Here is a 20,135-nt window from a genome sequence, read left to right as displayed (position 1 = left end):
CCGTCAGGCCGGGAGGACGACGACTCCGTCGGCGTCCGCGTGGACCGTGTCACGGGGGCGGAAGGTAGTGCCGCCGATCGTGACGGGCCCGTCCACCGTGCCCGCGCCGGTCTTGCCGCTCTTGCGGGGCACGGTGCCCAGCGCCATGACGCCGAGGTCGAGTCCGCCGAGGGCCACGCTGTCGCGGACCGCGCCGTTGATGATCAGGCCGGCCCAGCCGTTGCGGGCGGCGGCGCCCGCGAGGAGGTCGCCGACGAGGGCGGTGTGCAGCGAGCCGCCGCCGTCCACGACGAGGACGGCGCCCCCGCCCGGGGTGTGGACGAGCTCGCGCAGCAGCGCGTTGTCCTCGTGGCAGGAGAGGGTCCGCACCGGCCCGGCGAACAGCCGGCGGCCGCCCAGCAGGCGGAACTGCGTGGCGCAGATGCCGAGGTCCTCGCCGTGCTCGTCGTAGAGGTCCGCCGTGGGGACGGGGGTGATGCTCATGTCGCTGGACCTTCCTCACCGGCTCGCGTGCGCTCCGGGGCACGCTACCGCGCGCGTCCGGACGCTCAGTCGCGGGAGTTGCCGAAGAGGATCCGGTAGCCGATCAGCAGCACCAGCGAGCCCGCGATGGCGGAGCCCCAGGTGGCGAGGTCGAAGAACTGGGTCTGGACCGGGCGGTCCAGGAACCTCGCCGACAGCCAGCCGCCGATGAAGGCGCCTGCCACGCCGATGAGGGTGGTGCCGATCAGGCCGCCCGGGTCCCGGCCGGGAAGCAGGACCTTGGCGATGCCTCCGGCCAGCAGCCCCAGGACGATCCAGCCGATGATCCCCATGTCCATACGCTCCGTTTCGGTGTTCCGGTGGTTCCCCGGGGAGGACGCGGCCCGGGCCGAAACGGTTCCCCGAGGCTCAGCGGTGGGGGACCGGGGCCAGTGCGCCGAGCGGCGCGGCGGACGAGGGGGCGGGCGCCTGCGCGGAGCCCGGAGCCTGCGTCATGGCGGGGGTCACGGCGGGGGCCGTGGCGGGCGGCGCGGCGGGGGCCGTGGCGGGCGGCATCACGGCGGCCGCGGCTGGCGGTGTGCGGGTCAGCAGGAGGACGCCGCGCGTCGCGGCCAGGGCTCCCGCCACCGCCAGCAGCACTCCGACCGCGCCGCCCTGGAGGCGTTCGCCGAGCAGGACCATGCCGATGGCGGCCGCGGCCAGCGGGTTTGCCAGGTTGACCACCGCGAGCGGGGCCCCGAGCCCGCCCCGGTAGGCCCGCTGCGACAGCAGCATCCCGCCCACCGCGAACACGACGACGAGCAGGGCCACGGCGGCGACCCGGACGCTGAAGAGGGATCCCCCGCGCCCGCCCGCCACGGCCACGGTCTGGGTGAGGGCCGAGGCGGCCGCTGACGCCAGCCCGGAGGCCGTGGCGTGCCGCAGCCCGGAGCGCGGGTCCTTGACGGCGGTCAGCAGCAGGATCACCGCGGCCGTGGTCCCGCAGACGGCGAGCGCCTCGGCCAGGGTGAGCGTGTCGTCGGGGGCCGGCCCGGAGGCCGGGAGCAGCAGCAGTCCCAGTCCCGTGACGGTGGCCAGGGTGCCCCGCCACTCGGTGGCCGCCACCCGGCGGCCGGAACCGCGCGCCCCCAGCGGGACGGCGGCCACCAGGGTCAGCGCGCCGAGCGGCTGCACCAGCGTGAGCGGTCCGTAGCGCAGGGCCGCCGCGTGCAGCAGGGCCGCGGCGGCGTTCAGCCCGGCCGACCACCACCAGGCGCCGTTGCCGAGCAGGGCCTTGGCCGTGCGCGCGGCTCCGGCGCGGGCGAGCCGCTCCTGGGCCACCGCGGCGGCCGCGTAGGCCACGGCGGAAGCCAGGCACAGCGCGACGGCGAGGGCGGTGGCGTTCACCGCTCGGCTCCGACGGGCACGGCCGGCGCGTCCGCGCCGCGCCGCGGACCGGGCAGACCGCGTACGGGGGCGCCGGCGGCCGAGGGGCGCGGGATCAGCAGCAGGGCCGCCGCGAGGAGCAGGGCCGCCACGAGTGCGTCGAGCCAGTAGTGGTTGGCGGTGCCGACGACCACGAACAGGGTCAGCGCGGGGTGCAGCAGCCACAGGGCGCGCCACGGGCCGGAGGTGGCGGCGATCATGCCGAGCGCGACCATCAGCGCCCAGCCGAAGTGCAGGGAGGGCATCGCCGCGAACTGGTTGGCCAGGGTGTCGGTGGCCGGCGCTGCCCCGTACACGCTGGGGCCGTAGACCTGGCCCGTGTCGATCAGGTGCGCGCCCCCGAGCATCCGCGGGGGTGCGAGCGGGAAGGCCAGGTGCAGGGCCAGGGCGGCTGCGGTGAGCACCGCGAGCACGCGGCGCGCCCACAGGTAGTGCCCGGGTCTGCGCAGGTAGAGCCAGATCAGGAAGAGGGCGGTCGCCGGGAAGTGCACGGCCGCGTAATAGGTGTTGGCGGTGTGGACGAGGGCCTCGCCGTGCAGCAGCAGGCGCTGTACCCCTCCCTCACCCGGGAGGTGCAGGGCGCGCTCGGCGTCCCAGATGCGCGCGGCGTTGCGGAAGGCCTCCTCGGAGCGTCCGGTCGAGAGCGTCCGGCCCGCCTTGTAGACGGTGAAGAGCCCCGCGACGAGCAGCAGCTCGCGTATGAGGCGGCGGCGTGCGGCCCTGCGGTCGGCCGCCGCCCCGGCGGGTGTGGTGTGGGCGGTCATCCCCCGGTCCCTCTTCCTGTTGCGCACAGATCGACACGTCAGTGTATCGATACATTCGCGTATCGATACGACGGTGTACCGATACGCTCGCGTTCCCGTACACTCGGAGTGGAAGATGCCGCCGAGGCGCCCGAGGAGAGCCGCACCCCATGACGTCGACGCCGACCACCGCGCGCCGCTCCAAGATCACTCCGGAGCGGGAGCAGGAGTTCTTCGACGCCGTCCTGGATCAGCTGCGCGAGCACGGCTACGAGGCCCTGACCATGGAGGGCGTCGCCGCGCGGGCCAGCTGCGGCAAGTCCACGCTCTACCGGCAGTGGAGGACCAAGCCCCGGCTCGTCGCCGCCGCCCTGCGCGCCAACCGGCAGGGCACGCTCGTCGCGGTGGACACCGGGACGCTGGCGGGCGACCTGCGCGAGGCGGCCCGGATCGCGGCCTGCACGTCGGGGCGCGACACCCGGCTCATGCAGGCCCTCGGCCACGCGGTGCTCAGCGACGGGGAACTGCAGGCCGCGCTGCGCGAGGCGCTGGTCGAGCCGGAGCTGGCCGCCTTCGCCGCGATGGTGGAACGGGCGGTGGCGCGCGGGGAGATCACCGCGGACCATCCGGCCATCGAGTTCCTGCCCGCGCAGCTGATGGGCGTGCTGCGCATCCGCCCGGTGCTCGAAGGGCGCGACGCCGACGCCGACTACCTGCTGCGGTTCGTCGAGGCGGTCATGCTCCCCTCGCTGGGCCTGACACCGCCCGGCACCGCCGGGACCTCCGGGACCTCAGGGACCCCATGAACCGGCGGGCCGCCGTCCCGATGACCGGACGGCGACCCGCCCGCGCTGCCTCGTGGGGACGGCGGCAGCGCGCCACCCGGACCGGGCGGCGGTCACTCGCTCGAGGAGTGGCCGCCGTCCGATCCGAACGGCTCCGACGGCCCGCGGCCCGCCGTCAGCGGACCCCGCCCATGGTGCGGGTGAACTCCTCCGGGTCGGCGTCGAAGCCCTGCAGACGGGCGTCCAGGGCCCAGGCTCCCGAGGCGTCGCGGGTGAACTCGGCGACCGTGGCCGCGGTGGCGGACGCCACGGAAGCGAAGTCGCCCTGCGCCAGGTCGGTGTAGCCCTCGCGGATGCGCAGACCCGTCCCGGCGACGTCGGCGAAGGTGATGGGGCGCCCCGCGCCGGTGTCCTGGATGATCACCCCGACCACCACGCGGTGCAGGTCGGGTGCCATCCGGTCGAGTTCGAGGGTCATCACCTCGTCGAAGCCGAAGCCCTGGCCCGTGTGGCTGTCCCGGTTCAGCGTGATGGTGCCGTCGGGTGAGCGGCTGCCGAAGTGGACCAGGTGGACGGGTACCCCGTGCAGGTCCGCTGCGCCGTAGACCGCGGCGACCAGATCGAGGTCGTGCGCGGGCGTCCCGGCGGGGCTGGGGTCCCACCGCAGCCCGACCTCGACCTTGGCCAGGCCCTTGCGTACACCAGTCACCGAACTCCCCCTTCGCTCACGGGTATTGCCCGGCCATGCTCCCACGTGTCCCCCGCCGCGGTCCGAACGACCGTACGTTCCCGGCCAGTGCGCGCTCACGTGGCGAGGTCGACGCGTACGGTCTCCACCCAGGCCGGGGGCGCGGGCGGGTCCTGCCCGACCAGCGCGGCGATCAGCCGGCAGGACGGCGTCTCGTCGGGCCACGGCGTGTACCCGTCGGTCAGCACGACCACGATGTTCGGCCGGTCGGGCAGGGCCAGCGCGGCGCTGATGCCGACCCGCATGTCGGTGCCTCCGCCACCCGCCAGGGTCACCTCGCCGGCGCTGCGCACCCGGGTCACGGCGTGCACGTCGGCGTCGCAGGCGAGGACGGCGACCCGGTTGCCGCCGACGCCCACCTCCCGCAGGACGCCGGTGACTTCGGCGAGCGCGGCTGCGAGGTCGTCCGGGCCCATCGATCCCGAGGTGTCGATGACGACGGCCACCCGCGGCAGCGGCCTGCGCAGACTCGGCAGCACCACGCGGCCGCCCAGCGCGGGCGTGCGGCGCGAGGGACGGCGGTACGTGTAGTCCACGGCGCCCGCCGCCCAGGCGGCGGCCTCCCGGACCGCACCGGACAGGACTCGGCGCCAGTCGACGCAGGGCTCCAGCAGCTCCTGCGCCCACCGGGCCCACCCCTCGGGGACCCGGCCCCGCGTGCGCTCGTGGGCGCGTACGGCCTGGGCGGTCTGCCGGCGCAGCGCTTCCGCCTCCACCGGCCCGACCCGGGCGGCGCCGCCCTCCTCGCCGAGTTCCCAGGGCGCGGGGGTGCCGTGCGCTCCGGAACCGCAGTCCGGCCCGTGGGGCGTCGGGGGGATCGCCGCCAGGTAGCTCTCGAACAGGCCACCGGTGGGCAGCCCGTAGAGCCCGGGCTCCACCCTCCCCTCGGGCAGCGCCAGACCGTCGGCGAGCAGGTCGTCGTTGATCTCGCAGTCCTGCGCGATGTTGACCCGGACCGGATCGCGCTGGTCCGCGGCGGGCAGGCGCTCGGCCCGGCCGTGGTGGTCGCGCAGCAGGTGCGCCACTTCGTGGATCCACACCCCGGCCAGTTCGACGACGGGGGTCGCCTCGACGAAGGCGGGCGAGACGTAGCAGCGCCAGTGCCGGTCGACTCCCATGGTGCGCACCCCGGCCGAGGGGACCACGGTCAGGGCGTACAGCGCGGAGGCGAGGTACGGGCGGGCCTCGGCGGCCTTGTAGCGGGCCGCCAACAGCTTCGTGCGGTCCAGGTCCGGGTGCGGGCGCACGGCGGCCCGGGCTCAGTCGCCGCCCGGCAGGGAGCCGGACAGCTGGAGCAGTTCCACGAAGGCGTCGATGCCCGCGGGCACCGGCCAGTCGAGGTCGCGCATCGCGGCGAGGTCGGCGGCGGCCCGGGCGGCGACGTCGGGCACGCCCGCGTCCACGGCCTTGGCCAGGACCGCCCAGCCCGCCTCCCAGCGGGGGCGGGTGAGCTCGCTCTGCACGGCCGCGACCACGGCGATGAGGAAGGCCAGCTGCCGGTCGCCGCGTTCGGGCAGCGCGAAGGCGTCCGGGTCGGCCAGCACCCGGTCCGGGTCGGGCAGGTCGAGGTGTTCGAGGTAGGAGAGCAGTTCGATCCCGGCGGCTTCGCCCACGGCGCCGGTGAGCGCGGCCGCCAGCGCCTCCCGGCCCGCCCCGGCCGCGTACCCGGTGGCCAGCAGCCGCAGGGCCATCTCCCAGGTACGCGGGGAAGGCCAGCCGCGCCCCCGTCCGGCGGCCTCGGCCGGCATGTGGTGGACCAGGCCCGGCCGCGCGGTGAGGAAGCCGGAGACGGCGCCGCGGGCCCGGGCGACCGCCCCGGAGGCCTTGGCCGGGTCAACGGCCGGGATCGCCACCTCCGGCCAGGTGCCGGCCATGCCGCGGGCGACGGTGCGCGGGTTGTGCGTCCAGTCCAGGTGGACGAAGCGGTTGGCGAGCGGCGGGCTCAGGTACCAGCCGTCGGCGGCGCTGGCGGGCGGGTTGGCCGCGGCGACGATCCGTACCGCGGCCGGGAGTTCGAGGCTGCCGACGCGGCGTTCCAGGACCACCCGCAGCAGCGCCGCCTGCACGGCCGGCGGGGCGGAGGACAACTCGTCGAAGAACAGCAGCCCGTGGCCGGTGCGGGCGAGGCGCACCGCCCAGTCCGGCGGGGCCATCGGGACGCCGGTGGCGGCCGGGTCCTCACCGACGATGGGCAGGCCGGCGAAGTCGGAGGGCTCGTGGACGCTGGCGATGACGGTCTCCAGCCGTACGCCGAACGCGGCGGCGAGCTGCTCCATGCCGGCGGACTTGCCGATGCCGGGCTCACCCCACAGGAGGACGGGCTGATTGGCCGTCACGGCCAGTGCCAGCGCCTCGAGTTGGTGGTTGGTGGCGGGCTCGGTGCGGGTGGTGCTCAGCCGTGCACCCAGGGCGTCGGCGGCGGCCAGGGCCCGTGCGGGCTGCGGCTGGGTCACGCTCATGCGTCGTCGTCCTCGTCGTCTTCTTCGTCCTCGCGGTACTCCATGTGTTCGTCGAACCAGTCGGCGCCGATGCCGGGGAACTCCTCGTCGACGCGGTCCCGCAGGAAGGCGAGGTCGGTGCGCTTGTAGCGGCGGATCTCCTGGGACAGGGACAGTTCCATCTCGTCGATGACGTCGATCCGCGAGCCGGCCGCCAGCAGGGCCCTGACCAGATCCGCCGAACCGCCCCAGTGCACCGCGGACAGCAACGGGGTGCGCTCGGCCTTGTCCCGTGCCTCCAGGTCGAGCCCGGCCTCCAACAGGCGGGGCAGCAGCACCTCGTGGTCGAGCAGGTGGAGCGCGTGCAGCAGGCTCCGGCCGCGGGCGTCCCGGATCCGGGGGTCCACACCCGCGTCCAGCAGCGCCACCACGCCGGGCGTGTCGCCGTGCTGGACGCGCAGGAAGAACTCGTGCCGCTGGGCCTGGAGGGCGCGCGGAAGCCGGCCCTCGCCCGTGGTCCAGCTCTGCTGCACGGCGAAGCACCCCGCGACGGCACCGCCGAACGCCCGCATGGCGCGCTCGCGTTGCTGCTCCTCGGGGGTGTGGGGCACGTCGAGTACCCCGCCTCGCGAGCGCACCTCGTGCCATCCGCCGCGGCAGCGCACCCGTACCGGCCGGCCCGGATCGGGGCCGGGCGGTCCTGCGGCCGGTCCGGCGCCGGGGAACAGCGCGGCGGCCACCAGCGGGTGCAGCTCGCCCGGCGTGATCAGGCCGGTCCGTACCAGTTCGAGGTCGGGGAGCCGCTGCCAGGCGTACCGGGGCAAGGGCGGGACGGCGGATGCCTCGGCCTGGTCGATGAGGCGGGCCCGCAGCCCTTCGGGACCGGCGTGTTCCAGCAGCAGGTGGGAGCGCCAGCCGGCCGCGATCCGGTACCGGTCACCCGCTCCGGCCGCCACGAGCCGCGCCACCTCCGGCGAGAGCCGGGTGGGGTCGACGGGCATCCGCGCGAGGAGGGCCCTCGGGTCCGTCGGGCGCCGGTACGGCTGCGGGGTGGGGACGGTCAGGTCGCACGCGATGCCCGCAGCCGCATAGGCCTCGACCACGTCCTCCCGGGTCCACAGCCGGGCGATCCGCTCGGCGAGGCCGTCAGGGTCGGTGAAGCGCGCGCCCAGCTCGGACGCGCGGCGGGCGTCCCAGAACGGCCGGACCGCGGTCCAGTCCTCCGAGACGAAGCCGTGTCCCGCGTACACGTTCCACTTCTTCGTGGCGACCGGCGCGCAGTGCAGGCGCAGCCGCTGCGAACCCTCGGTCATGAGGGGCGTGGTGACCGACAGGGTCGGCCCGCCGGAGCCGCCGTAGGAGGCGAGCAGGACCCGCACGGCGGGGGCGATGGTGGTGCGCCCGCCCAGCAGCCGGGGCAGGTGCCAGCGCAGCAGGTCCGGGGCGAGGTGCCGCAGGTCCTCGGCCACGGCCTCGGCGACGGCGGCGCCGTAGCGGGCCTCGAGCCCGGGCAGGTCGAAGCCGACGTCCACGGCGGCGGCCGCGCAGGCCGCCCGCCAGTCGCCCGCCAGCCGGTGAGCGGTGGCCTGCTCGATCATCCAGCCGGGCACGGCGTAGCGGCGGATGCGCCGCCAGGCCGGGCCGTCCTCCGGCCGGAAGCCGCCGGGCAGTTCGACGTCGGTCGGGCTCGGGCTCAGGGCCGGGCCCGGGCTCACCGGTACACGCTGCCGATGGCGCGCAGGTCCGGGTGGGCGGCCCGGGCGGGGCGGAGCCGTTCGGTGAAGGAGCGCTTGACGCGGCGGGGCAGGCCGGGCCCGAGGCCCACGTACTCCAGCGGGCTGTCGTCGGGCACCGCGGCGAGCAGGCTCTTCGCGCCGCGTCCGGTGAGGCCGGTGTGGCGCAGCTCCAGGCGGCGCAGGGGGCTGCCGGGGAGCTCCGCGGCCAGGGCGTACGCCCCTTCGTCGCCGGGGTCGTTGCCGGGGGCGCCGAGGCTGCGCTCGGACATGGTCCGTCCGAGGTCCAGGGCTTCGATGCCGCCGAGGGACGCGGCCAGGGAGCGCGCTCCGGCAGCGCCGATGCCGTTGCCGCCGAGCCCGAGGCGGACCGGGTGCGCGCAGGCGGCCGCAGCGGCGGCGAGCACCGCGGCGCCCTCGTCGCCCAGGTGGTTGGCGGGGACGTACAGCTCGCGCACCCCGGCCTCCCGGATCAGGGCGGCGAGCAGCGGGGCGGCGTCGGGGCCGAGGCCGTTGCCCCCGAGGAAGAGGCGTTCCAGGGGCTGCCCGCGGTCCAGCAGGGCGTCGAGCAGGAGGCGTACGCCGTCGGCGCCGGTCCCGGTGTTGACCAGGTCGAGGGTACGCAGGGCGGTGTTGCGGCGCAGTAGCTCGGCCAGGGTGCGGGCGCCGTCCCCGAGGAGCGGGTTGCGCTTGAGCCAGAGGGCGCGGACCGTGGTGTCGCCGGCGAGGGCGCGGGCGAGGGCGCTCACCCCGTCGGGGCCGATCCGGTTGCAGCCGAGGTACAGGGTCCGCAGCCCGTGGCCGTCGGCCAGGGTCCCGGCCAGGGTGCGGGCGCCCGCGTCGCCGATGGCGTTGGTGCCGAGCAGCAGGTGGGTGGCGTGTGCGGAGGCGGCCGCGGCCGGCAGCAGCCGGGCCGCGCCGGCCGGGCCGAGCCCCTGCTTGCAGAGGTCGACGCGGCCGTCGGTGCGCAGGGTGCCGAGCGGGAAGGTCTCGTCGGTCTCGACGGGCCGGTCCGCGGCGAGCCGGGCGAGCAGCGGGTCGAGCCCGGCCGGGTCGGCCGGCGGCAGGTCGGGGTGCTCGATCGCGGGGCACCGTACGGGTGTCGGCTGTGTCATCACCACTCCACCGGTTCCTTCGCCGGTGCCCGGCGTCGATCACGACTCTTGAAGACGAGAACTGCAAGCAGACGCAAGACCGGTCGGATTCGAACCGACGTCCTCCAGCTCGATGCGTGGGCGCGACGACCTCTGCGCTACGGCCTTGCTGCGGGCGATCATACCGACCCGGCGGCCGGAAATCGATCACCAGTTTGGGTCATCGATCCCCGGATGCCCGGATACGTCCACTAATTGCGTACAGCCGCCTACCAGTTGCCGTCCTGTACTGGTTTGCCCGGCCTGGGGGCATTTCCCAGCGGCTTGACCTGTGCGGGGTCCGGTGCCGTCCACGGGGCGTGGTCGTCGCCGAGCCACTCCCCCACCGGCTTGACGCCGGCCAGGGGCCCGGTGGGCGCGAGGTCGGTGCCGGACTCGTCGTAGTAGTCGAACCAGGGCAGACCGGCCTGGGTGTAGGCGGCCCGGTCCACCGGTGAGGGCGGCGCCTCCTCCCCGGTGATACGACGCCACGCGGGCGGGGTCACCAGGTGGACGAAGACCCGCGCTGCGGGCTCCTTCGCCCAGGCGGAGAGCGGCCGGTCGTCCCGGTAGACCTCCTGGCGCATGGAGCCGCCGACACCGAGCCCCATCGCCGGAGCGGCGGGCGGCGCGCCCGGGACCGGGGCAGTACCGGGCGCGGGCAGGCCGCCCTGCGGCGGAGCCGCCATCGGCATGGGCGGGGGCCCGCCCGCGAAGCCGGCGGGGGCCGCCGGGCCCGCGCCGTAGCGGGGGCCGCTGCGGGCCTCGCGCTGCGCGCGCCGCCACTCGGCCAGCGCCTGTTCCCCCAGCGGGAACGCCTGCAGCTGCACCCCGCCGGTGGTCTCCTCTCCGGTGACCTGGCCCTCGACGGTGGCGCCGAGTCCGAGGGGTACGGCGACGAACTGGTGCACCGTCCCGTCGCCCGAGTTGATTCCGTCCAGCCACGGCTGACGGGGCAGCACCACGTAGTTCTGGGGGTCGCGGTCCAGCCGGCCCGTCCAGCGCTCACCGGACACGGCGCACACCTTGCCGACCCCGACCTGGAGCGCGGCGGGCTCGGCGCTGCGGCCGAAGCTCAGCCACATCGCCTCCCGCAGGTACACCGGCAGCATCACGCCGCCCTTCGCCAGCCACTCCGGCGGCGCGGTGTCCGGGTAGTCCTCGACCCGCCGCAGCGGGAACTCGCCCAGCCCCGGCGGCAATGCGTGCGTGCCCGACTCCGGCAGCCGCAGCGTCCGCATGAAGCGGATCTGCACCCCTTCCCCCAGAAGCAGCGCATTGCCGTCGACCCGTACCGAACCTGTCCCCATCCCCGCCCTTTCTCCCGTTCCGGACCGGACGCGCCACAGAATCTGCGGTCGGACCGGATCGTTATGCTCAAGTTTTGCTCAGATCTAGTGACGCTGCACCCGTCGTCTTCCTAGCTTCCTCGTACACGTGTCTTGACGCCCCCCACGTTCCCGCGGTTCCACGCGCCCCAGCGACCCTGGCGGCCGTCCCGCGTCCGAGGAAAGAGTGCAGCAATGAAGGTTCCCCAGGCCGCTGCGGTCGCCGCAGTGATCGCCCTCGCCCTGACCACCTCCGGGTGCGGCAGCGACGACCAGGCCAAGGGGACCCTCTCCGTCGGCATCAAGTTCGACCAGCCGGGCATCGGCATGCGCGAGCCCGGGGGGACCTTCTCCGGTTTCGACGTGGACGTGGCCACCTACGTGGCCAAGGAGCTCGGCTACGGCCCGGACCGGATCGAGTTCAAGCAGGTCTACAGCAACGACCGCGAGCTGCTGCTCCAGTACAACGAGGTGGAGTTCGTCGCCGCGAGCTACTCCATCAACGAGAAGCGCAAGGAGAAGGTCGACTTCGCCGGGCCCTACTTCGTGGCCCACCAGGACATCCTGGTCCGCGCCTCCGACACCTCCATCACCAAGCCGGAGGACCTCAACAACAAGCGGCTCTGCTCGGTCTCCGGCTCCACCTCGGCGCAGAACATCCGGCAGGGACTCGCCCCCAAGGCGAGCGTGCTGGAGCTGCCCGGGTACTCCGAGTGCCTCGTCGCCCTCCAGGACAACATCGTCGACGCCATGACCACGGACAACTCCATCCTGGCCGGGTACGCGGCCAGGAAGGGCAACGAGGGCAAGTTCCGGCTGACGGGGCAGAGCCTCAGCACCGAGAACTACGGCATCGGCGTCAAGAAGGGCGACAAGGAACTCCAGAGCAAGATCAACGCCGCACTGAGGAAGATGATCGAGGACGGCTCCTGGGAAGCGGCCGTGAAGAAGAACTTCGGTCCGGACTACAAGTACGAGCCGGCCCCGCCGGTCACCGCGGGCAGCTGAGGTTCGTCGAGGCGGTGGCCGGGTCCGACCGGCCGGCGCCGAAGCGGGCGCAGACGACGCAGGGCCGGACCGGAGACCGATGTCCCGGTCAGACCACCGGGGCCTTGCCGCGCAGCACCGTCAGGAACTCCCGCATCCAGCGGGAGTGGTCGGGCCAGGCGCGGGCCGACACCAGGGTGCCGTCGACCACGGTCTCGGAGTCCTCGAACGCGGCCCCCGCCGCTTTCATGTCCAGTTCCAGGGCCGGGTACGCCGTCACCCGGCGGCCCGCCAGACCCCCGGCCGCGGCCGTGATCAGCGGGCCGTGGCAGATCTGGGCGATCGGCTTGTCCGCCTCGGCAAAGGCGGCCAGGATCCGCCGCACCTCGGGGTCGTTGCGCAGGTACTCCGGCGCCCGGCCGCCCGGGACGACCAGCGCCTCGTAGTCCTCGGTGACCACGTCGGCGAAGGCCAGGTCGGCCGGCCAGGTGTAACCGGGCTTCTCGGTGTAGGTGTCGAAGCCGTCCTCGAAGTCGTGGACCACGAAGCGCAGCTTCTTCACCGAAGGCGCCGCGATGTGGACCTCGTACCCCTCCTCGCGCAGGCGCTGGTAGGGGTAGAGGACCTCCAGCGACTCCGCCGCGTCGCCGGTCACGATGAGGATCTTCACTGCCATGGGCTGCTCCCGGAAGGGCTGTTCACGGTCGGACGGCCCCCGCGGGGCCACCGCTTACCCTGCCCGCGGCGCACGGACCGCACACACCGTGGTGCACGCTCCCGACACATGGTTTTTACCTGTTGGGCACATGACAATGTGAGCCTCGCTCTGCCACCTGACACCCCGCCAATTCCCCGGGCGGGGACGGTGCGTGTGGAGAGGTACCCCCACGTGATGAGAATCTCGCGCCTGACTCCCTGGGCTGCCTGCCTTGCGGCGGCCGCCCTGTTCGCCGTACCGGCCGCCGCCTCCGCCGGTCAGCAGCGGACGGCGGAAGCCGCGTCCGCCTCGGCCTCGGCCTCGGCCTCGGTCTCGGTCTCGGCCTCGGTCTCGGCCGACGACTACTACGCCGCAGCCGCGGGCAAGACCGGAGCGGCCCTGAAGTCCGCCTTGCACGACATCGTCAAGAACCAGTCTAAGGTCACCTACGACGGCGTGTGGAACGCCCTGAAGGTGACCGACCAGGACCCGGCGAACCCGAACAACGTCATCCTCGTCTACTCCGGCCGCTCACAGTCGAAGTCCACCAACGGCGGCGGGGCCAACGACTGGAACCGCGAGCACGTCTGGGCCAAGAGCCACGGCGACTTCGGCACCGCCACCGGCCCCGGCACCGACCTGCACCACCTGCGCCCCGAGGACGTCACCGTCAACAGCACCCGGGGCAACAAGGACTTCGACAACGGCGGCAGCCCGGTCGGCGAGGCCCCCGGCAGCCTCACCGACGCCGACTCCTTCGAGCCGCGCGACGCGGTCAAGGGCGACGTCGCCCGGATGCTGCTCTACATGGCCGTGCGCTACGACGGCGGCGACGGCTTCGCGGACCTGGAGATGAACGACCGGGTGAACAACGGCACCGCGCCCGCCCACGGCCGGATCAGCGTGCTCAAGCAGTGGCACCAGATGGACCCGCCGGACGCCTTCGAACAGCGCCGCAACCAGGTCATATTCGATGTCTACCAGCACAACCGCAACCCGTTCATCGACCACCCGGAGTGGGTCGCCTCCATCTGGTGACCCACGCCCCGGCCTCGGGCCCGGCCCTTACAGGGCCGGGTAGTCCGTGTACCCCCGGGCGTCTCCGCCGAAGAAGGTGGAGGGGTCCGGGGTGTTGTACGGGCCCTCGGTGCGCAGCCGCGCCGGGAGGTCGGGGTTGGCCAGGAAGAGGGCGCCGAAGGCGAGCAGGTCGGCGGTGCCGTCCTCGACGAGCGCGAGGGCCCGGTGGTCGGTGGGGCCCTCGGTCGCCGGGTTCAGGACGAGCGGGCCCGAGAACTGCTTGCGCAGGGCCACAGTGGTCTCCCGGGCCTCGGGGCCGTGCTCCAGGACGTGCAGGTAGGCCAGCCCGAGCCCGTCGATCTCCTTGACCAGCGCTTCGTAGACGGGCTGCGGGTCGGGCTCGGAGATGCTGTTGTACGGGTTTCCGGGCGAGATGCGCAGCCCGGTGCGCTCGGCGCCGATGGCGGCGGCGACCGCCTTGACCACCTCGACGGCGAAGCGGATGCGGTTCTCCACGGAGCCGCCCCACTCGTCGGTGCGCAGGTTCGAGCCCGGGGCCAGGAACTGGTGGATCAGGTAGCCGTTGGCCCCGTGCAGTTCCACCCCGTCGAAGCCGGCCTCCACGGCGTTGCGGGCGGCCTCGGCGTAGTCGGCGATGGTGGCCCGCACCTCGGCGCCGGTCAGCTCGCGCGGGGTGACGAAGTCCTTGGGGCCCTCGGCGGTGAAGACCTGCCCCTCGGGGGTGACCGCGGAGGGCGCCACGGGAACCAGGCCCTCGGGCAGCAGCGTCGGGTGGCCGATCCGGCCGGAGTGCATGATCTGCGCGAAGATCCTGCCGCCCGCGGAGTGCACCGAGTCCGTGACCTCGCGCCAGGCCTCGACCTGCTCGGCGGTGTGCAGGCCGGGGGTGAAGGGGTAGCCCTGCCCGACGGCGGAGGGCTGGATCCCCTCGCTGATGATCAGACCGGCGGAGGCGCGCTGGGTGTAGTACTCGGCGACCAGGCTGGTCGCGGTCCCGCCCTCCCCGGCCCGGCTCCGGGTCATGGGCGCCAGGGCGATCCGGTTCGGGAGGACGGTGCCGGCGATGCGGACGGGGTCGAATGCGCTGGTCATGCTCTACCTCACAGGATTAATTGGTCGGCCAACGATTGGCTGCGAGATGCAGCGTACCCCATTACTTGGCCGACCAAGGTAAAATCTGTACGGCGGGTAGGATTCCAGCCCGAGACGAAAAGAGGACCGCCGCCATGACCGCGCAAGCAGCCGGGGAACCGCGTACCGAACCCGCCTGTCCGGCGGCACCGGGCGCCGTGCTGGACGGGCCGGTCAGTCACGCCATCAGCCGCGTGGCCCGGCTCCACCGGATCGCCGCGGGCCGAGCCCTACGGGATCTGGGACTGCATCCGGGACAGGAGTTCCTGATGATGCACTTGTGGGACAACGGGGCCGTGCGCCAGTCCGAGCTGATCAAAACGGTGGGCCTGGACCCGTCCACCGTGACCAAGATGCTCCAGCGCCTCGAACAGTCCGGCCACGTCCGGCGCCGCCCCGACCCGGCCGACCGCCGCGCCTCCCTGGTCGAGGCCACGGACACCAGCTGCGGACTGCTCGTCGAGGTGCGCCGGGCCTGGGGCGACCTGGAGCGCCAGACCCTGGGCGGCCTGGACGAAACCGAGTGCGCCGAACTGACCCGCCTGCTGGGCAAGGTGGAGGCCGCCCTCTGCGCGGAGCTCACCCGCAGCGGTGGGGACTGCGACACCGCCTGTTAGGACGGCGGGTCCAGGCGGTCGGCGAGGCTCTGGAACCCGGTCCACGGCAGGGCGGGGGTGCGGGCGTCCCAGACCTTCTGGGAGAGCGCGGCCAGCGGCAGCCGGATGCCCGCCGCCACCTGGGCCTGGGTCTGGGCTCCGGACAGGTCGCACCAGACGGCGAGCCGGGCGCCCAGGATCTGGTCCGCGTACCGGGCGGGGACGGCCGCCGTGCCGCGCAGGACCAGGGGGGTCCACTGCTCGTATATGCGCCGGCCGGTCGGATAGGTGAACTGGTTCGGCTCGCCCAGCACGTAGTACAGGTACTCGTCGTTGAGGTTGACCACCTTGCGGCCCTCGCGCAGGTACTCGAGCGGCGGCCGGGCGCCGATCTCCTTGCCGGTCCAGTACTCGACCTGCAGGTCGTCGGCCGCCTTCGCGATCCCGCCGGTGAAGAACCCGTCGTTCCACGCCTTCAGCGCCTTGCCCGACGGGCGCACGGTGTCCGCACGGTCGTCGAGCCAGCCCGTTGCCAGGTCCTGCACCCGGGCCGTCGGCCCGTACCGCTGCCGTGCCGCCGTCGCGAGCTGCGGGAAGGAGGCCTCGGGGTCGCGGACCACCAGCGCCTGGTACTCGTCGGCGCCCAGGTGCCAGGCCCCGCCGGGGAACAGCGGCAGGTATTCGCGGAGCAGTTCGTCGATGAGCTTCGCGGCCGCCGGATCGGATATGTCCACCGCGCCCTGGACCGCCCTGCCCTGTGTGTCGCGCAGTTGCAGGCCGGGGTGGGCGCGCAGCACCGCGCCGAGGTGTCCGGGCGAATCGATCTCCGGGACGACGGTGATGTGCAGGCGGGCGGCCAGCGCCGTGATGCCGCGTACCTGCGCCTTGGTGAGGTGCGGGGTGGAGACGATCTCGGGATGGGTGTCGGACTCGATGCGGAAGGCCTGGTCGTCGGAGAAGTGCAGGCCGAGCTGGTTGAGTTTGAGGTCGGCCATCTCGCGCAGCCGGTCCTCGATCCAGTCGGGGGTGAAGTGCTTGCGCGCTATGTCGAGGTTGAGGCCGCGCTGCGGCTCTGCCGGGCCGTCGCGCACGGTTCCCTCGGGGGCCGAACCGGCGGCGCGCACGGACTGCTTGAGGGTACGGGTGCCGTAGAAGACGCCGGCCTCGTCGGGGCCGGTGATGCGCACCCGGCCGTCCTTCACCTCGAGGGTGTACGACTCGGGGCTGCCCGAGCCCTTGGCGCCGAGGGACAGGTGCACGTCTCCGGGGCCCGGATCCGCCGATTCGGCGTATCCCATGCGCAGTTCGCCGGCGAGCAGCCTCCCCTCGTCGGACAGGGCGGCCCGGTCGCCCGGCGCGACGACCACGCGGGCCCCGGCGGCGGGCTTCCAGCCGGGCCCGCGGGCGGGCACGTGCTCCCGTACGGCCGGGATGGTGCGCGGGGCGGTCGACAGGGCGTAGGAGGGGGTCGGCGACGGGGCGGCCGCGGGGGGCTGCGGGGAGGGGGCCGCCGGCCCGGCCGGGGTGCTCGCGCCGGAGGTCGGTGCGGCCGGGGCGTCCGGGGCCCGGGGCCCGCCGGAGGCGGCCGTGCAGCCCGGGACGGCCAGGGTGACCAGTGCGGCGACCGTGGCCGTCGCCATGACGTGGCCTCTCACGTGGAACCTCGGATCTCGCATCGTGCGCCCGTATCCCCGTACCCCACCAACCTGGCACGGGGGACACGGGCGCGCGACCCGGCGCCCTCGGACCAGGGCGCCGAGCACGGCGTCGGCGGTGCGGGTGGTGCTGGACCTGGGGATTCCTCCTGGCTGGGGACGGGGATCAGCGGGTGGCGGGCACGGCGGCGGCCGCCTCGCCGGTCGCCCCGGTGGCCGCGGTGGCGACCACCCGGCCGCCCCGGGCCGCGCGTCCCGCCGCACGGCGCTCGAGGGCCCCGGAGACGAGGGCGAGCACCAGGGCGGAGGCGGCGAGCGCCGCACCGACCCAGTTCGGGGCGGTCCAGCCGAGGCCGGCGGCGATCACGAGGCCGCCGAGCCAGGCGGCGAGCGCGTTGCCCAGGTTGAAAGCGCCGATGTTGACGGCGGAGGCGAGGGTCGGGGCGCCCGCGGCCTGGTCGAGGACCCGCTTCTGGAGCGGCGGCACCGTCGCGAAGCCGAGGGCGCCGATGAGCACGACGGTGACGGCGGCGCCCGCCTTGGAGTGGGCGGTGAGGGTGAAGACGGCCAGGGTGACGGCGAGCGCGCCCAGGGAGACGTACAGCATGGGCATGAGTGCACGGTCGGCGTAGCGGCCGCCGACGAGGTTGCCCGCGACCATGCCGAGGCCGAAGAGGACGAGGAGCCAGGTCACGGAGGAGTCGGCGAAGCCCGCGACGTTCGTCATCATCGGGGTGATGTAGGTGATCGCGGCGAAGACGCCGCCGAAGCCGAGCACGGTCATCGCCATCGCGAGCAGTACCTGGACGTTGCGGAAGGCGGCCAGCTCGCTGCGGATCCGTACGCCGCCTTCGGGGCGGGGCAGGTCGGGTACCAGGCGGGCGATGCCGAGCAGGCCGAGGACGCCGAGTCCGGCCACGACGAGGAAGGTGACGCGCCAGCCGAGGGTCTGGCCGACGAGGGTGCCGAGCGGGACGCCCACCACGTTGGCCACCGTGAGGCCGGTGAACATCATCGCGATCGCTCCCGCCTTCTTCTCGGGGGCGACGAGTCCGGCGGCGACGACGGCTCCGATGCCGAAGAAGGCGCCGTGGGCGAGCGAGGCGACGACGCGGCCGGCGAGCATGACCCCGAAGGCGGGGGCGAGTGCCGAGAGGACGTTCCCCGCGATGAACAGGCCCATCAGCAGCATCAGCATCCGCTTGCGGGGGACGCGCGTGCCGAGGACGGTCATCAGCGGCGCGCCGAGGACCACGCCGAGGGCGTAGCCGGTCACCAGGAAGCCGGCGGTGGGGATCGAGACGCCGTAGTCGCCGGCGACCTCGGGCAGGAGGCCCATGATCACGAACTCGGTGGTGCCGATCCCGAAGGCCCCGATGGCGAGGGCGAGGAGGGCGAGAGGCATGAGGGAGGTGTCCTTCAGCGGGAGAGGGGGGTGCTGCGGCGGCGGGCGACTGCCCGGGGGCGAATACGTTGCTGTCGCCGCTTACATGCGTCCACATTAATTGCATACGCGGGATACTTGCAAGCGCGGGCTTTGCACGCGTGGCCTATCCTGAGGGGTGACGCGCAACGCGCGGTATCCGCTTCGAAGGAGGGGCCCATGACGGCCACGGACGGCGCGCTCACCGCCCTCTCCCAGGGCTGGTGCGCCCTCTCCCTGCTGCACGGGCGGATCGAGTCGCACATCGAGCGCGCGCTGCAGGCCGGACACGGCCTGAGCGTGCGCGAGTTCTCCCTGCTCGACGTCCTCAGCCGCCAGCACAACGGCCCGGGCGGGCACCTGCGCATGCACCAGGTCGCCGACTCCGTGCTGCTGAGCCAGAGCGCCACGACCCGCCTGGTGAGCCGGCTGGAGGACCGCGGGCTGCTGAGCCGCTACCTCTGCGACACCGACCGGCGCGGCATCTACACCGACGTCAGCGAGGCGGGCCTGGCCCTGCTGGCCGCCGCCCGGCCGACGAACGACACCGCACTGCGCGAGGCGCTGGACGAGGCCGCGCGCAACCCGCAGCTGGCCCCGCTCGTCGCGGTCGTGGAGAACACGCAGGGCTGACTAGGGCCGGGAAGGGCTCGGTGAGACCGAGGCCGGGGCCGAGCGGGGGCTCGTGGGCACGGTCGCCGACGGGGTGGCGGACTTCGAAGGCGCGAGCGGGGCCCCCGTCCGGGTCGGCGCCGCGGAGGGCGAGGCGCTCGGGTCCGGGCCCGGCACGGAACCCGGCCGCGGGGTGTCGGACGGCGTCGGTGTCGGTGTCGGGGAAGGCGTCGGCGAAGGCGTCGGCGTGCCGATCTCGGGCGGTGCGGCGGGCGGCGCCGGGCGGACGGGGGCGGAGTCCGGGGCCAGTACGACGTAGCCCAGCACGGCCGCGGCCGCTGCGGCCAGACCGGCCAGGGGCAGCCGGAGCCCGCGCAGCCGCAGCACGGAGAAGCCGCGTACGCGCGGTCGCGGCGGGTCGGCGGGCCGCAGCTCACGGACGGTGACCGCGGCCGCACGGGCCTCCAGCGCCGCCCGCAGCCTGCCCTCGACGGGGCGTTCTCCGTACGTCATACCCGTCCCTCCAAAATCCGTTCCAGTGCGTCCAGGGCCCTGCTGGCGTTCGACTTCACCGCTCCCCGGCTGATCCCGAGCGTGCTCGCGATCTCCGCCTCGCTGAGGTCTGCCCAGTACCGCAGCACCAGCACCTGGCGGCGGCGCGGGGTCAGCCGGCCGAGCGCGGCGAGCACTTCGCGGTGCGCCTCGTCCAGGACCACGTGCGCCTCCGCCGACGGTACGTCGGCCGGTGCCGGCGGGGTCCAGGCCCGGGCGGTCCGCCGTCGGCGCAGCACCGAGCGCGAGGTGTTGACCACGGCGGTGCGCAGGTATCCGAGGGCGTTGTCCACCTCGCCGATGTGCTCGCCGTGGCGCCGGTAGAGCGCCGTGAAGGCGTCCTGCACCACGTCCTCGGCGGTGGCCAGGTCGTCGACGAGGAGCACCGCGAGCCGGACCATGCGCAGCCGGTGCGCGTGGTAGAGCGCGGTGACCGTGGGCGGGGCCTCTCCCGGGCCGCCGCCCGGGACGGTGCCGTGGCCGTACGGTCCCGCGTACGAGCCCCCGTACGGCCGGGGCTCCGCCGCCGGGGCGGAGCGGTCGCGGCGCAGCAACGGCCACAGGCCCCGCCACGCCCGGGCGGAGCCGGGCGTGAAGGGGCCGACGGGTGGTGCGAGGTGGAGCACGG

Annotated in this window: 21 protein-coding genes and 1 pseudogene; 5 read left to right on the top strand and 17 right to left on the bottom strand. The window is 74.2% G+C overall.

The window, feature by feature from the left end; genetic code table 11:
* Positions 1-3: 3 nt before the first annotated feature.
* The 4 genes from rraA to AB0D44_RS20960 form a co-directional block, all read right to left on the bottom strand.
* Entirely contained in the window at positions 4-483 is a 480-nt protein-coding gene (gene rraA / locus AB0D44_RS20975; protein WP_362593025.1) for a ribonuclease E activity regulator RraA, read from the bottom strand.
* Between the two features lie 65 nt (positions 484-548).
* Positions 549-815 (bottom strand): GlsB/YeaQ/YmgE family stress response membrane protein, encoded by a 267-nt coding sequence (locus AB0D44_RS20970; protein ID WP_362593022.1) that lies wholly within the window; start codon positions 813-815, stop codon positions 549-551.
* A 76-nt stretch (positions 816-891) separates the two neighbouring features.
* The gene (locus AB0D44_RS20965; RefSeq protein ID WP_362593019.1) at positions 892-1,869 is read right to left on the bottom strand and encodes a hypothetical protein; all 978 of its coding nucleotides are present in this window, start codon (positions 1,867-1,869) and stop codon (positions 892-894) included.
* Positions 1,866-2,672, bottom strand: coding sequence for a phosphatase PAP2 family protein (locus AB0D44_RS20960; protein ID WP_362593017.1), 807 nt, complete (start codon positions 2,670-2,672; stop codon positions 1,866-1,868). The genes AB0D44_RS20965 and AB0D44_RS20960 overlap by 4 nt, the downstream gene beginning before the upstream one ends.
* Before the next feature lie 149 nt (positions 2,673-2,821).
* Here AB0D44_RS20960 and AB0D44_RS20955 point away from each other — a divergent pair, with 149 nt between their 5' ends.
* Positions 2,822-3,457, top strand: a complete 636-nt coding sequence (locus AB0D44_RS20955; RefSeq protein WP_362593014.1) for a TetR/AcrR family transcriptional regulator — start codon at positions 2,822-2,824, stop codon at positions 3,455-3,457.
* A gap of 154 nt (positions 3,458-3,611) precedes the next feature.
* Here AB0D44_RS20955 and AB0D44_RS20950 read toward each other — a convergent pair whose 3' ends face one another.
* The 7 genes and pseudogenes from AB0D44_RS20950 to AB0D44_RS20920 form a co-directional block, all read right to left on the bottom strand.
* Positions 3,612-4,145 carry a TerD family protein gene (locus AB0D44_RS20950; protein WP_362593011.1) on the bottom strand — a complete coding sequence of 178 codons (534 nt, stop codon included), beginning with the start codon at positions 4,143-4,145 and terminating at the stop codon, positions 3,612-3,614.
* 95 nt (positions 4,146-4,240) lie between these two features.
* Positions 4,241-5,431 carry a VWA-like domain-containing protein gene (locus AB0D44_RS20945; protein WP_362593009.1) on the bottom strand — a complete coding sequence of 397 codons (1,191 nt, stop codon included), beginning with the start codon at positions 5,429-5,431 and terminating at the stop codon, positions 4,241-4,243.
* 12 nt (positions 5,432-5,443) lie between these two features.
* Positions 5,444-6,643, bottom strand: coding sequence for an AAA family ATPase (locus AB0D44_RS20940; protein ID WP_362593006.1), 1,200 nt, complete (start codon positions 6,641-6,643; stop codon positions 5,444-5,446).
* Positions 6,640-8,337, bottom strand: coding sequence for an ankyrin repeat domain-containing protein (locus tag AB0D44_RS20935; RefSeq protein WP_362593003.1), 1,698 nt, complete (start codon positions 8,335-8,337; stop codon positions 6,640-6,642). The genes AB0D44_RS20940 and AB0D44_RS20935 overlap by 4 nt, the downstream gene beginning before the upstream one ends.
* Entirely contained in the window at positions 8,334-9,470 is a 1,137-nt protein-coding gene (locus AB0D44_RS20930) for a gala protein (RefSeq protein WP_362593001.1), read from the bottom strand. The genes AB0D44_RS20935 and AB0D44_RS20930 overlap by 4 nt, the downstream gene beginning before the upstream one ends.
* Positions 9,471-9,544: 74 nt before the next feature.
* A pseudogene (locus AB0D44_RS20925) lies at positions 9,545-9,617 on the bottom strand.
* A 101-nt stretch (positions 9,618-9,718) separates the two neighbouring features.
* Positions 9,719-10,798 carry a hypothetical protein gene (locus AB0D44_RS20920; RefSeq protein ID WP_362592998.1) on the bottom strand — a complete coding sequence of 360 codons (1,080 nt, stop codon included), beginning with the start codon at positions 10,796-10,798 and terminating at the stop codon, positions 9,719-9,721.
* Positions 10,799-11,011: 213 nt separating this feature from the next.
* On the opposite strand from AB0D44_RS20920, the gene AB0D44_RS20915 reads away from it, so the two are divergent.
* Positions 11,012-11,824, top strand: a complete 813-nt coding sequence (locus AB0D44_RS20915) for a glutamate ABC transporter substrate-binding protein (RefSeq protein ID WP_362592995.1) — start codon at positions 11,012-11,014, stop codon at positions 11,822-11,824.
* A gap of 88 nt (positions 11,825-11,912) precedes the next feature.
* Here AB0D44_RS20915 and AB0D44_RS20910 read toward each other — a convergent pair whose 3' ends face one another.
* Positions 11,913-12,479 (bottom strand): DJ-1/PfpI family protein, encoded by a 567-nt coding sequence (locus tag AB0D44_RS20910; RefSeq protein WP_362592992.1) that lies wholly within the window; start codon positions 12,477-12,479, stop codon positions 11,913-11,915.
* Between the two features lie 216 nt (positions 12,480-12,695).
* On the opposite strand from AB0D44_RS20910, the gene AB0D44_RS20905 reads away from it, so the two are divergent.
* Positions 12,696-13,538 carry an endonuclease gene (locus AB0D44_RS20905; protein WP_362592989.1) on the top strand — a complete coding sequence of 281 codons (843 nt, stop codon included), beginning with the start codon at positions 12,696-12,698 and terminating at the stop codon, positions 13,536-13,538.
* A gap of 27 nt (positions 13,539-13,565) precedes the next feature.
* Here the strand turns inward: AB0D44_RS20905 and AB0D44_RS20900 are convergent, their stop codons facing one another.
* Positions 13,566-14,630, bottom strand: coding sequence for an alkene reductase (locus AB0D44_RS20900; RefSeq protein WP_362592987.1), 1,065 nt, complete (start codon positions 14,628-14,630; stop codon positions 13,566-13,568).
* Positions 14,631-14,764: 134 nt separating this feature from the next.
* Between AB0D44_RS20900 and AB0D44_RS20895 the strand changes: the two genes are divergently transcribed.
* Entirely contained in the window at positions 14,765-15,286 is a 522-nt protein-coding gene (locus tag AB0D44_RS20895) for a MarR family winged helix-turn-helix transcriptional regulator (RefSeq protein ID WP_362592984.1), read from the top strand.
* On the opposite strand, the gene AB0D44_RS20890 is transcribed toward AB0D44_RS20895, so the two are convergent.
* Both AB0D44_RS20890 and AB0D44_RS20885 read right to left on the bottom strand, forming a co-directional pair.
* Positions 15,283-16,905 carry a glycoside hydrolase family 20 protein gene (locus AB0D44_RS20890; RefSeq protein ID WP_362592981.1) on the bottom strand — a complete coding sequence of 541 codons (1,623 nt, stop codon included), beginning with the start codon at positions 16,903-16,905 and terminating at the stop codon, positions 15,283-15,285. The genes AB0D44_RS20895 and AB0D44_RS20890 overlap by 4 nt on opposite strands.
* Positions 16,906-17,086: 181 nt before the next feature.
* The gene (locus tag AB0D44_RS20885) at positions 17,087-18,325 is read right to left on the bottom strand and encodes an MFS transporter (RefSeq protein ID WP_362592978.1); all 1,239 of its coding nucleotides are present in this window, start codon (positions 18,323-18,325) and stop codon (positions 17,087-17,089) included.
* Between the two features lie 198 nt (positions 18,326-18,523).
* On the opposite strand from AB0D44_RS20885, the gene AB0D44_RS20880 reads away from it, so the two are divergent.
* Positions 18,524-18,976, top strand: coding sequence for a MarR family transcriptional regulator (locus tag AB0D44_RS20880; RefSeq protein ID WP_362592975.1), 453 nt, complete (start codon positions 18,524-18,526; stop codon positions 18,974-18,976).
* Here the strand turns inward: AB0D44_RS20880 and AB0D44_RS20875 are convergent, their stop codons facing one another.
* Together AB0D44_RS20875 and AB0D44_RS20870 are read right to left on the bottom strand one after the other, a co-directional pair.
* A complete protein-coding gene (locus tag AB0D44_RS20875; protein ID WP_362592973.1) occupies positions 18,977-19,468 on the bottom strand; it encodes a hypothetical protein in 492 nt (163 codons plus the stop codon).
* Positions 19,465-20,133, bottom strand: coding sequence for a SigE family RNA polymerase sigma factor (locus AB0D44_RS20870; RefSeq protein WP_362592971.1), 669 nt, complete (start codon positions 20,131-20,133; stop codon positions 19,465-19,467). Before AB0D44_RS20870 ends, AB0D44_RS20875 begins: the two co-directional genes overlap by 4 nt.
* Between the last annotated feature and the right edge of the window lie 2 nt (positions 20,134-20,135).

The organism is Streptomyces sp. NPDC048349 (genome assembly GCF_040651925.1).
Classification (GTDB): Bacteria; Actinomycetota; Actinomycetes; order Streptomycetales; family Streptomycetaceae; genus Streptomyces.
This window is presented reverse-complemented; position numbering and strand designations above follow the sequence as displayed.